Raw genomic sequence first — 12,486 nt, forward strand, 5'->3', positions numbered from 1 at the left:
GAGAGCGTGTCAGCCAGCGGACGCGCCGCTGCCCGCAAAACGTTCGCGGTAGGCCTGCGGCGACACGCCGAGCGAGCGCAGGAAGCCGCGCCGCATGGTTTCCTCGGTGCCGAAGCCGCAGCGCGCCGCCACACGCTTGACGGGCAGCGCGGTATCGCCGAGAAGACGCCGCGCGGCTTCCAGCCGCATCCGTTCGATGGAGCGCGCGGGCGTCACGCCGGTTTGCGCGCGGTAATGGCGCACGAAGCTGCGCTCGCTCATGCCGACTCGCGCCGCGAGCGTCGCCACGGAGAGGTCCGCCGCCAGATTCTCGGCGATCCACGCGTGCAGCTCGCCGAAGCGGTCGCCCGCTTTTTGCAGCGACAGCGCGGCGCTGAACTGCGCCTGCCCGCCGGGGCGCTTCAGGAATACGACGAGATGACGCGCGACTTCGAGCGCAAGCGCGCGCCCGAGATCCTCCTCGACGAGCGCCAGCGCCAGATCGATGCCCGCCGTGACGCCGGCCGACGTCCACACAGCGCCGTCGCGAATAAAGATGGGATCGGACTCCACGCGCACGGCCGGAAAGCGCGCGGCAAGCTCCTCGCAGCGGGTCCAGTGCGTGACGGCGCGGCGCTCGTTCAGCAGGCCCGCCGCCGCGAGCAGAAACGCGCCGGTACACACCGACGCGGTGCGCCGCGCGTGTCTGGCGCGTTCGCGCAGCCAGTCGACGAGCGCCGTGTCGCGCACCGCGCCGTGCACGCCCCAGCCGCCCGCGACGACCAGCGTGTCGCACGGCGCGTCGGCCGCCGGCAGCGGATGACCCACGAGGCCGAGGCCCGCCGAAGCCGTCGCCGCCGCGCCGGGCATGATCACCCGCGCGCGATACGGCCGCGGCATGCCCGCCGCCACGGCCAGTTCGTTCGCCGACGCGAACACTTGCAGCGGCCCGGCGACATCGAGCAGTTGAACATCGGGAAAGGCGAGGACGTCGACGTCGCGCGGCGTCGGATCGGAAGGGCGGCTCATGATGGCGGAAAACGTGGGCTGGCTGTCGATTTCGCCATAGCGTAGCCGGGTAGCATGGGTTCGTCCACTTACCATCGACCAAGGAGAAAGCGATGACCTTGCACATCGGCCTGTTGCTGTTTCCGGGCGTGCAGCAACTCGACATGACCGGCCACTACGACGTCTTCGCGCACATGCCCGGCGCAGAAGTTCACCTGATCTGGAAGACGCGCGAGCCGGTGCGATCGACGGCGGGCATGGTGCTCACGCCGGACACGACATTCGCCGACTGCCCCGCGCTCGACGTGTTGTGCGTGCCCGGCGGCGGGGGCGTCGGCGCGCTGATGGAGGACGACGAGACGCTCGCGTTCCTGCGCCGGCAAGCGTCGGACGCGCGCTATGTGACGTCCGTTTGCACGGGCGCGCTCGTGCTCGGCGCGGCCGGGTTATTGCGCGGCAAGCGGGCGACGACGCATTGGGCGTATCACGCGCTGCTCGCCGACCTCGGCGCGATACCGGTGCGCGGGCGCGTGGTGCGCGACGGCAACGTGCTGACGGGCGGCGGCATTACGGCGGGCATCGACTTCGCGTTGACGCTCGCGGCGGAACTCATCGGCGAGCAGGGCGCGCAGGCGATTCAGCTCGCGATGGAATACGCGCCCGCGCCCCCCTTCGATGCCGGCGATCCTGACCGCGCGAGCCCCGATGTGGTCGAGATGGTGCGACAGCACGAGGCTGCGTCGCTGGCGGCACGGCGTGACATCACGCAGCGCGTCGCGCAACGGCTCAACGCGAGCGCATGAGCACTAGAAGCGCTTCTGCATGAAGTAGCGCGACCGTTCGCCGTGGAAGCCCGGCAGCTCGCCGAAGGTCTGATAGCCGCAGCGCGCGTAGAGATCGCGCGCCTGCGGATTCAGCGTGTCCAGCCACGCGGCGCCGCAGCCGCGCTTTTTCGCTTCCGCTTCCGCCGCTACGAGGGCGCGCGTGGCGAGGCCGCGGCCGCGCGCGTCCTCGCGTATCCAGAGCCATTTCACGAAGAGCCAGTTCCACGCGGTGAAGCCCGCGAGTCCGCCGACGAACGCGTCGTCCACGTAGAGCGACACGGCGAGATCGCGATGACCGCTCGGTCCGAGCTGTGCCGCATTGAACGCGGCGAGCCCGCCCGCGACTTCCTCTTCGAACGATTCGTCGATCCAGTCAGTGACGGACACGCTGACGTCGCTCATGTCACACGCTCGCGGCCGGCGCGACGGATGCGCCCTTGATCCCGTGCCGCGCGAGTGCTTCGGCGACGAAACCGGAGCGCTTCACGTCTTCGACGAATTCGCGCAGCATGTCGGCGGCTGCTTCGCCGCGCGATTTCGGCAGCCCCATCGCCTGCTGAATGACCATGAAGCGTTCGTTCAAGAGACGCAGGTCGGGCGTGCGCGCGGCATCGGCTTCGAGTTGCTGCTTGACGCCCGCAGCCACTTCGAGCCCGTCGCGCAGAAAGGTCTCGACGACCGCTTGCGACGAAGCCGCGCGAACGATCTGCGCATGCCTGATCTCGCGCGTGAGAAAGAGGTCATACGCGCTGCCCTTGCCGACCACGATGCGATTGTCCGCGCGGTCCACTTCGTCGTTGCGCGTGAGCGGCGAGTCGTTGCGGACGAGGTAGAAGCCTTCGATCAACACGTAAGGCCCAGTGAAGGCGATGCCCGCGCCGCGCGAGGGATCGATCGCGAAGAAGCCGATGTCGGCCGCTTCATTCGTGACGGTCTCCACTGATTTCGCCGCGGTGTCGAAAGCCGCGAACGCGACTTCCACGCCGAGCCGCGACGCCAGTTCCCGCGCGAGATCGACCGATACGCCGCCGGGCTCCCCTTCGCTATCGCGGTGCGCAAGAATGGGATTGCCCAGATTGAGGGATGCGCGCAGCACGCCTGTCGGGGCGATGGCTTGCAGCAAGGTCGAAGAAAGAGTCATGGCTTCGTGCGCCTCATGTTGCATGAGCATGCAGAATACGCGAACCGTGACCACGCTTGCAAAAGGATACTGCCATGCCCGCACCGCTCGATGCCAAAGCCCTCATCACGCGCCTCGACCTGCAGCCGCATCCCGAAGGCGGCTATTTTGTGAGACGTATCGCGCAGAGCAGCGCGTGACGCGCGACGGCGCGAGCGAAACGCGTTCGGCATCGACGGCAATCTACTATCTGCTATGCGAAGGCGCGCATTCGGCGTGGCATCGCATTCGCTCCGACGAAGTCTGGCACTTCCATGCGGGCGATCCGCTCCTCGTGCATGTGCTCGATGCGCACGGCGCGCTCACCACGCACCGGCTGGGCGACATGACGCAGCATGCCGACACGGTGTTTCAGGCGGTCGTCCAAGCGGGCAACTGGTTCGCCGCCGAATGCAGCATCGCGTCGGGCGCGTCGCTCGTCGGGTGCACGGTTGCGCCGGGCTTCGAATTCAGCGAGTTCGAGCTGGCCCGTTGCGATGAACTGGCGGCGCTTTATCCGCAGCATCGCGAACTGATCGAACGGCTCGCTTAGCGAGGCAGCGCAATGCCGAGCGTCGCGCAGACGAACGCGCCGATGCCCTCTATGTCATCGAGAGCGAGCACAGGCAAGGCCGATTCGATGGCGGCGGCGTTATCCGTTGCGATGGCGAGAATCTCGACATCGGTCAGATAGAGCGGGTCCTTGCCCGTCGACGGCCGCACGACTTCGAGCCGTGGCATGGCTTCACGCGCGAAGCCTTCCACGATCACGAAGTCGGCGTGCGAAAGGCGCGCGGCAAGCGCCGCGAGCGGCGGCTCGGCTTCATCGTTGAGTTCGTGCAAGATGGCATAGCGATACGGCGACGCGATCAGCACTTCACTCGCGCCCGCGCCACGAAAGCGCGCGCTGTCCTTGCCCGGCGGCTCGAGCTCGATGGAATGATGACTATGCTTGATGACGTTAACCGTGAGTCCTTGCGCTCGAAACCACGGCAGCAGGGCTTCGATCAACGTGGTCTTGCCCTGGCCGGAGCGCCCGGTAATGCCGAAAAGCGGCGGGTGCGACGAATTCATGCGATGGTTGTGTCGTTGTCGTCATCGAACGGGTTCGGCAAGTGTAGCGGCTCCGTGGCGAGCCGGGCCGAATCGCGCTATCGTCAGGCATCGTGCTTGCATCGACCGCGCTGCATTGCGTAACGCGCGAGGCACTTGACGCATGTCGAGCATCAGCGCACTTCACAGGATCAGGACATGGCCGAAGACAATCTCAGCACCGCTCTCGCTCCGCAGCAATTTTCCATCGACGTCATGCTCGAAAAGTACGCCAAGGGCGACGAGACGCGCGTCGACGATATCTATCGACGCGTCGCGCGCGGCGTCGCGCTCGCGGAACCGCCCGAAGCGCGCGCGAAGATCGAAGCCGAGTTCGTCGATAACTTCAAGCGCGGCGCACTGGGCGCGGGCCGCATCATGAGCGCGGCGGGCGCGGGCATCGATGCCACGCTCATCAACTGCTTCGTGCAGCCGGTCGGCGATGCGATACAAGGTGTCGATGACAACGGTCTTCCCGGCATCTACGTCGCGCTGTTGCAGGCCGCCGAGACCATGCGGCGAGGCGGCGGCGTGGGGTATAACTTTTCGGCAATCCGTCCGCGCGGCGCGCGCGTGCATTCGACAGGATCCGCCGCGTCGGGGCCGTGCAGCTACATGGACGTGTTCGATGCCTCGTGCCGCACCGTAGAAAGCGCGGGCTCGCGTCGCGGCGCGCAAATGGGCATTCTCGACTGCACGCATCCGGACCTGCTCGAATTCATCGCGGCAAAGCACACGAAAGGGCGCTGGAACAACTTCAACGTATCGGTTGCGGTGACGGACGAATTCATGCAGGCCGTCGCCGATGACGCCGTCTGGCAGCTCGTGCACAAGGCAGAGCCCTCGCCGGCGCAACGCACATCGGCCGATATCCGGCAACGCGAAGACGGCCTGTGGGTGTATCGCGAAGTGCGCGCGCGCGAGGTGTGGGACACGATCATGCGTTCTACTTACGATGTCGCGGAGCCGGGCGTCGTCTTCATATCGCGCATGAACGACGACAACAACCTGCGTTCGCTCGAAGCCATTCGCGCGACGAATCCGTGCGGCGAGCAGCCGCTTCCCGCGTATGGCTGCTGCAATCTCGGGCCGCTCAATCTCACGCGCTTCGTGTCCGATCCCTTCGCGCAGATGCGTGGCGGCGCGCCCAGCTTCCATTGGGACGGCCTCGCGCAGACGACGCGCACGCAAGTCCGCTTTCTGGACGACGTGCTCGACGTGACGCTCTGGCCGCTGCCGGAACAGGCGCGCGAAGCGCAGGCGAAGCGGCGCATCGGCGTGGGCTTCACGGGGCTCGGCGATACGCTCGTCATGCTCGGCTTGCGATACGACTCGCAGGAAGGACGCGACTTCGCGGCGCGCGTGGCGCGCACCATGCGCGACGAGGCGTATCGCGCATCCGTGCAACTGGCGCGCGAGCGCGGCGCTTTCCCGCTTTTCGACGCGCGGCGCTATCTGGAACAGGGCACGTTCGCATCGCGCCTGCCCGACGACATCACCAGCGCGATTCGCGCGCACGGCATTCGCAACAGCCATCTGCTTTCCATCGCGCCGACCGGCACTGTGAGCCTCGCGTTCGCGGACAACGCGTCGAACGGCATCGAGCCCGCGTTCTCGTGGACGTATCAACGCACCAAGCGCATGGCGGACGGCTCGCGGCAGAGCTTCGCGGTGGAAGACCATGCGTACCGTCTTTATCGCGAGATGGGCGGCGACGTGAACGCGTTGCCCGAATACTTCGTGAGCGCGCTCGACATGTCCGCCCACGATCACCTCGAAATGATGGCGGCGGTGCAGCCTTTCGTGGATACGTCCATCTCGAAGACGGTGAACGTGCCGGCCGACTATCCGTTCGACAAGTTCCAGGACCTCTACTTCGAAGCATGGCGGCGCGGGCTCAAGGGTCTTGCCACGTACCGCCCGAACGATACGCTCGGCGCGGTGCTTTCGGTGACGCCGCAGGAGACGCCGAGCGATTCTCCCGATCCCGAACTCGACCTCGATCCGCTGCGCATCGCGATCGACCATCGGCCGCGCGGTGAATTGCCCGCGATCATCGAAAAGGTCGAATATCTGACGCAAGCGGGGAAGAAGTCGCTGTATCTCGCGGTGTCGTTCATCGAAGTGACCGGGCGCATCGCGGGCGAGGACGTGACCATCGAGCGTCCGATTGAATTCTTTATACCGACAGGGCAGAGCGACGAATCGCAGCAGTGGATCACGGCGACGATGCGTTCGCTTTCGCTCGCCGCGCGTGGCGGGTTCGCGGCGCGCACGTTGCAGGACATGCGCAAGGTGTCGTGGGATCGGGGACAAGTGCGGCTCGGCTATGTCGAGCGGCTCGACGGTCATCGCAGTCCACGTTGGCACGACTCCGAAGTCGCGGCGCTGGCGTACGCGATCCAGCAGATTCTGTATCGACGCGGTTTTTTGGATGCAGAAGGCAATCAGGTTCCTTCGCGCGTGCTCGCGCGCAAGCGCAGCGAAGCGGCGGCGCCTCTGCGCACGTTGCAGCCCGAAGACGAGCAGGACGCGCACGACGACGTCGTTGAAGCGCCCGTCGATCTGCATGGACTCGCACAGATGCACGGGCGCAAATGCGCGACGTGCGGCGCGAATGCGGTGATTCGCAAGGACGGGTGTGATTTCTGCACCGCCTGTGGGGAGATTGGTGCGTGTGGGTGAGCCACCGGTTCACTTGAATTCAAAATCCAAAGCGCCATTCGCGCGCCGATAACTTCAGGTCAGCAGCGATTCTCCCCGACTCGCTGCTGCCCATTTCTCTCTCCTCCCTTCACCCCGCAACACTGCCTCTCCCCAAGCGAACAGCCGCTTCCATCGCGCCCCGTCAATCATTAAAGACGACTTACTAATTAAGAATTCTCGGGTGTCTTTCGAACTCGATTGATTGGAGAATTCCGCCCGGGTGCTTTCAACTGGACAGGCTAAAAAACAACCGAGGGCCGCGCCGTCGCTTGCTCACGCAGTCTCGGCCACAGGCGAATGCACTTGTCCGGCGTCAAGGGGAGCGTGCGCTGTTGCCGTATCGGCGCAGCGCCGCGCTCGAATTTGGATCCCACTTTTTTTACTTGCTTGGAGTTTCGAAAATGAAGAAGTCCGTTATCTCGGCTTTCATCGCTGGCGTGTTGAGCCTGGCTGCCGGCGGCGCGTTCGCGTCCGATGGAACCATCACGTTCAACGGCGCGCTCACGGCCGCCACCTGCACGATCAACGGCAACGGCACGTCGTCGAAGGACTTCACGGTCACGCTGCCGACCGTTTCCACCTCGACGCTGACCGCGGCCGGCCAGACGGCTGGCACCACCTCGTACAGCATCGCGCTCAGCGCGTGCTCGCCGGTCACGAGCACGAGCAAGGCATCGGTGTTCTATGAGGCGGGCACCACGGTCGATCCTTCCGATGGTCGTCTGCTCGTCGCTGCCGGCGGCGCGGGCAACGTCAAGCTGGAACTGCTGAACCAGGACGGATCGCAGATCAAGGCGGGCTACTCGACCGACCTCCAGAACTCGAAGCCGGCGTCCATCGCGTCGGGCGCGGCCACGCTGTACTACGACGTCCGCTACTACGCCACCGGCGCGACGTCCGCAGGTCCGGCGAACTCGTCGGTCGTGTACAGCATCGACTACCAATAAGCGGTGTCGTGACAGCGGACCATTTGCTTCGCACATGCGCGAATGGTCCGGTGCAAGGGCGGGCGCAAGCCCGCCTCTCCTTGATATCGTGCTTCGCTTGGGCGCTTCTTCGTCACTATGAAACTGTTTAGCCGACTCGCATCCGTCGCGGTGCTCCTCGCCGCGATCCAGGGCTTCGCCCCGCAGGCCCGTGCTTCGGTGGTCATCGCCGGTACGCGCGTGGTGTACAACCAGAGCGATTCAGAAGTTACCGTCAAGCTGACCAACAACGGCAAGCTCCCCGGTCTCACGAAGGTCTGGATCGACAAGGGCGATGCCGACGCCAAGCCGGATACGATCGACGTGCCGTTCACCATCACCCCGCCGATGATGCGTATCGATCCGGGCAAGTCGCAAACGCTGCGCATCATGTCGACCGGCGAGCCGCTTCCCGGCGACGCCGAATCCGTCCTCTATCTGAACGTGCTGGAAGTGCCGCCCAAGCCGACAGGCGATGAAGCCAGCGCCAATCAGCTGCAACTCGCGTTCCGCACGCGCGTCAAGTTCTTCTATCGCCCGACGGGGCTGAAGGGGCAGGCGAGCGACGCGCCCGAAGCCATCGTGTGGCATCTGAAGCGCGAAGGCGGCAAGAACACGCTGGTGGCCGATAACCCCACGCAGTACCACGTATCGTTCGACCGCATCGACCTCACGGATGGCGTGCATACGGCGCAATTCACCGACGGCGGCATGGTCGGACCGGGCCAGAGCCGCGCGTTCCCGCTCAAGGGCGAGCTTCCCGCAGCCGGCGCGAAGGTGCGTTATACCGCGATCAACGACTACGGCGGACCGCAGGCCGGTGACGCCACGCTCGCGCCCTGACCGGCGGCATCGCCGACCAGCGCGAGCCGACCGCCGCGCGGCGCGCGCGCCGCAATGACCCCGTAAAGATGAACTAGCGTGCATGCCCGCCTGGCATGCCGGGGACTGGCTTTGCCCGAACACTTCGGATACCTGAATGAAAACGCACTACTGCAGCGCCCACCTGTCCGGCGCGCGTTTAAGACCTGTCACGCTGTTCACGCTCCAGGCGTTGGCCGCAATGGGCGTGAGCGCCCACGCGTGGGCGGACGCTTCTGCGCAGCCCGCAGCCGTCGAATTCAACGAGCAGTTTCTCGATTCCGGCGGGAGCCAGAAGCTGGACATCTCACGCTTCAATCACGGACAGCCGGTCCTGCCGGGCACGTATCGCGCCGATACTTACGTCAACAACGTATGGCGCGGCAAGTTCAGCGTCGATGTGCGCGACTCCGCGGAGCATCCCGGCGTCGTGCAACCGTGCGTGACGGCGGATCTGCTCGAACGCTTCGGTGTCGATTTGCGCAAGCTCTCGCCCGAAGCCGCCGCGAAGCTCGAAGCGGCCGGCAATGCGTGCCTGACGCTGCCTGAGTTGATCCCGGGCGCGATCGCCACGTTCGACGGCGGCGAGCAGCGCCTCGATGTGAGCGTGCCGCAAATCGCGATGAACAGCAGGGCGCGCGGCTATGTCGATCCGAAGTATTGGGACGATGGCATCAACGCGGGCACGTTCCAGTACAACGCGAACGTGTATCACAGTTCCGCCGGCGGCTACGACAACAACTCGGCTTACCTCGGGCTGATCGGCGGCATCAACGTCGGTCCGTGGCGCTTCCGCTATCAGGGCAACGTTACGCACAACAGCATCGGCGGCTCGCATTATCAAAGCGTGCAGACCTATGCGCAGCGTGCGTTCAAGGACATCAAGAGCCAGTTCACGGTCGGCGACACGTTCACGGACGGCGCGCTGTTCGACAGCTTCGGCTTGCGCGGCGCCACGCTCGGCACCGACGACCGCATGTTCCCGGAGTCGCAGCGCGGCTACGCGCCGGTGGTGCATGGCATCGCCAATAGCAATGCCCGCGTGCAGGTCCGGCAGAACGGCAACATCATCTACGAGACGACGGTCGCGCCGGGCGCGTTCGAGATCGACGACCTGTATCCGACGGGCTATGGCGGCAATCTCGATGTGATCGTCACCGAGGCCGACGGCACGCAGCACATCTCGACGGTTCCCTATGCGGCGGCGGTGAATGCGCTGCGGCCGGGCGTCACGCGTTATAGCGCGAGCATCGGCGAGTATCGCGATCCGAACATCAATATTCATCCGTTCGTGTCGCAGTTCACGCTGCAGCGGGGCATCAGCAATCTGGTGACGCTGTACGGCGGCGTGAGCGCGGCGGACATGTACTTCTCGACGATGATCGGCACCGCGCTCAATACGAGCGTCGGCGCGTTCGGTCTCGACGTGACGCAGGCAAGCGCGAGCTTCAAGGGCTACGGCACGCGCAACGGCGCGAGCGTGCGGCTCAGCTATTCGCGCCTGTTCGAGCCGACGAATACGAATATCGCGATTGCCGCGTATCGCTATTCGACGAGCGGCTTCTTCTCGCTGCCCGATGCGGTGATGATGCGTCAGCTGAACGCAGAGCATCAACTCGGTCTCATGACCGCGCTGCAAAAGTCGCGCGTGCAGTTCACGCTGAATCAGAGCATCGGCGAGGGCGCGCGCTACGGCTCGCTGTATGCGATGGGTTCGTTCCAGACGTACTGGAACCGCTCCAGTCACGATACGCAGCTGCAAATCGGCTACACCAACAGCTGGAAGCGCATGACCTACGGCGCGTCGTTCGTGCGGCAGTTCCAGGTGAATACGGCCCGGTGGGACAACCGCATCATGCTGAACATGTCCATCCCGCTCGGATTCGGGGCGCACGCGCCGCAGTCGACGACCAACTTCCAGCACGACAGCAGCGACGGCAGCTCGACCATTCAGCAATCGGTCACGGGTACGCTCGGGGTCGACAACGCATTCAGCTACGGCATCAACGCGAACTTCAACGACGGCGGCAGCCACGCGAGCAGTTCGGCGAGCGCGGGCGGCAACGTCGGTTATGTCGCGCCGTTTGCGATGCTTACCGCGAACGCGAGCACGGGCCGCAACTTCTCGCAGGTCGGTGCGGGCATGTCGGGCGGGGTCGTGGCATGGCGCGACGGCGTCGCGTTCACGCCGAACATGGGCGATACGGTCGCGGTGGTCGAAGCAAGCGACGCGGCCGGCGCGCGCCTCGCTAACGGCGCGGGCTTGCGCGTGGACCGGTGGGGACACGCTGTCGTCTCCGGCATGCAGCCGTATTCGAACAACGACATCGAGCTGGACCCGAAGGGCTTGCCGATCAACATCGCGCTGAAGTCGACCGTGCAGCGCACGGCGCCGACTGCGGGCGCGGTAGTGCGCCTCAAGTTCGAGACGGAGAACATGGGCAAGCCGGCGGTGATGCGCGTCTCGCAGGCGGATGGCAAGCCGCTGCCGTTCGGCTCGGAAGTGTTCGACGCCGAGAATCGCAGCGTCGGCACGGTGGCGCAGGGCAGCCGCATCATTGCGACCGGGCTGAAGGCCGACGCCGGCACGCTGAACGTGAAGTGGGGCGAAGCACCCGAGCAGCGTTGCGCGGTGCGCTATCAGTTGCCCGCGGTGACGGATGCCTCGAAGCCGAACTCCATCAGCATATCGGACGCTGTCTGTCAGTGAGCGCCGTTCACATTCATTGAATCAGGAAATCAAAATGAAATTCATGGATCGGCTTGCAGCCGGACTGCTGCGGTGTGTGTTGTGCTGGATCGCTGCACTGGTGTTCGTGCCGTCGTCCGCATGGGCGACGGCGAACTGCACGGTCAACTACAGTTCGTTCACGTTGACGCTGCCGCCGTCGGTGGCGGTGGCGCGCGACTTGCCGAATGGATCGATTCTGACGGCATGGTCGCTTTCCGCCTCGAAGAACGACTATTGGACCTGCATCGTCACAGGGCAGGTCTATACGGGGACCGACTTCGAAACGGCAGGCATCACCACAGGCGGGCCGACGGTGTACACGGCCAACTACCAGGGCGTCGAATTCGAGGTGTATCCGACCAACGTGCCGGTCGTGGGCATCGCAATGGGCGGCTATGTCATTCCGAACAGCCTGCCCGCCGGGCCGCGCACGTTCTCGAAGCTCGGGCGTCAGTGGAATACGAACGGCACGATCTACAACGGCGGACAGTTGATCGTCGCGCTGGTCAAGATCGGCGACATCACGCCGGGCACCGTAAACGGCATGGTCGCGCAGGCGTTCTCGTGGCAAACGCTGACGCCGCCGCCCGCGGGCGACGTGCCGTCGGCCGGTGTCATCAACTTCTATATCACGCCGGTGGTCATTACCGTGCTGACGTGCCAGACGCCCGATGTCACGGTGCCCATGGGCATTCAGGGACCGGCGGACCTGCCGAACATCGGGCCGGCGCCGAACAAGGTGTCGTCGTTCAACCTGAGCATGAATAACTGCCCGGGCGGAACGGCGGTGAGCGGAACGTTGGCGGGGCAGATTCACAGCATCCAGTACAGGATCGATCCGTCGAACGGACTGGTGTCGGGTTATAGCAACGTCGCCTCGTTGAGCGGGTCGCCGAGCGCGGCGGGCGTCGGCATTCAGCTCTACGACCAGACGGGCGCAGTGTTTCCGTATGGCACGTATATGACGCTGAACGGCTTCGACAGTACGAACGGCGGCAACTACACGATACCGATGCAAGCGCGCTATTACCGCACAGGCGCGCTCGGCGCCGGTCCCGCGAACGCGACCATGACGATGACCGTGCTGTACCAGTGATCCGTTCGGCGGCGGCATGGGCGGGTGTCCCTATCGCCGTCGAGCGGCCAGCAACAGAGATCAAG

10 protein-coding genes and 1 pseudogene are annotated in these 12,486 nt (G+C 65.1%); 7 read left to right on the forward strand and 4 right to left on the reverse strand.

Annotation, left to right across the window (positions count from 1 at the left end):
- Positions 1 to 9 precede the first annotated feature (9 nt).
- A complete protein-coding gene (locus NCR34_RS15745) occupies positions 10 to 1,008 on the reverse strand; it encodes a GlxA family transcriptional regulator (RefSeq protein ID WP_250500402.1) in 999 nt (332 codons plus the stop codon).
- A 92-nt stretch (positions 1,009 to 1,100) separates the two neighbouring features.
- Here NCR34_RS15745 and NCR34_RS15750 point away from each other — a divergent pair, with 92 nt between their 5' ends.
- Positions 1,101 to 1,790 carry a DJ-1/PfpI family protein gene (locus tag NCR34_RS15750; RefSeq protein WP_250500403.1) on the forward strand — a complete coding sequence of 230 codons (690 nt, stop codon included), beginning with the start codon at positions 1,101 to 1,103 and terminating at the stop codon, positions 1,788 to 1,790.
- Between the two features lie 3 nt (positions 1,791 to 1,793).
- On the opposite strand, the gene NCR34_RS15755 is transcribed toward NCR34_RS15750, so the two are convergent.
- Together NCR34_RS15755 and NCR34_RS15760 are read right to left on the reverse strand one after the other, a co-directional pair.
- Positions 1,794 to 2,213 (reverse strand): GNAT family N-acetyltransferase, encoded by a 420-nt coding sequence (locus tag NCR34_RS15755; RefSeq protein ID WP_250500404.1) that lies wholly within the window; start codon positions 2,211 to 2,213, stop codon positions 1,794 to 1,796.
- A 1-nt stretch (position 2,214) separates the two neighbouring features.
- Positions 2,215 to 2,952: an ABC transporter substrate-binding protein gene (locus NCR34_RS15760; RefSeq protein WP_250500405.1), complete on the reverse strand. Its 738-nt coding sequence runs from the start codon at positions 2,950 to 2,952 to the stop codon at positions 2,215 to 2,217.
- Between the two features lie 74 nt (positions 2,953 to 3,026).
- Between NCR34_RS15760 and NCR34_RS15765 the strand changes: the two are divergent.
- A pseudogene (locus NCR34_RS15765) lies at positions 3,027 to 3,523 on the forward strand (cupin domain-containing protein).
- Here NCR34_RS15765 and mobB read toward each other — a convergent pair.
- Entirely contained in the window at positions 3,520 to 4,044 is a 525-nt protein-coding gene (mobB, locus tag NCR34_RS15770) for a molybdopterin-guanine dinucleotide biosynthesis protein B (RefSeq protein WP_250500406.1), read from the reverse strand. The pseudogene NCR34_RS15765 and the gene mobB sit on opposite strands and share 4 nt — an antisense overlap.
- Positions 4,045 to 4,221: 177 nt before the next feature.
- On the opposite strand from mobB, the gene NCR34_RS15775 reads away from it, so the two are divergent.
- The 5 genes from NCR34_RS15775 (at position 4,222) to NCR34_RS15795 (ending at position 12,421) form a co-directional block, all read left to right on the forward strand.
- Entirely contained in the window at positions 4,222 to 6,747 is a 2,526-nt protein-coding gene (locus NCR34_RS15775; RefSeq protein ID WP_250500407.1) for an adenosylcobalamin-dependent ribonucleoside-diphosphate reductase, read from the forward strand.
- 422 nt (positions 6,748 to 7,169) lie between these two features.
- The gene (locus NCR34_RS15780; RefSeq protein WP_250500408.1) at positions 7,170 to 7,715 is read left to right on the forward strand and encodes a fimbrial protein; all 546 of its coding nucleotides are present in this window, start codon (positions 7,170 to 7,172) and stop codon (positions 7,713 to 7,715) included.
- A gap of 117 nt (positions 7,716 to 7,832) precedes the next feature.
- Positions 7,833 to 8,576 (forward strand): fimbria/pilus periplasmic chaperone, encoded by a 744-nt coding sequence (locus tag NCR34_RS15785; RefSeq protein ID WP_250500409.1) that lies wholly within the window; start codon positions 7,833 to 7,835, stop codon positions 8,574 to 8,576.
- 136 nt (positions 8,577 to 8,712) lie between these two features.
- Entirely contained in the window at positions 8,713 to 11,304 is a 2,592-nt protein-coding gene (locus NCR34_RS15790) for a fimbria/pilus outer membrane usher protein (protein WP_250500410.1), read from the forward strand.
- A gap of 34 nt (positions 11,305 to 11,338) precedes the next feature.
- A complete protein-coding gene (locus NCR34_RS15795; RefSeq protein ID WP_250500411.1) occupies positions 11,339 to 12,421 on the forward strand; it encodes a fimbrial protein in 1,083 nt (360 codons plus the stop codon).
- Positions 12,422 to 12,486 lie beyond the last annotated feature (65 nt).

The organism is Caballeronia sp. GAWG1-5s-s (assembly GCF_023631445.1).
GTDB lineage: Bacteria > Pseudomonadota > Gammaproteobacteria > Burkholderiales > Burkholderiaceae > Caballeronia.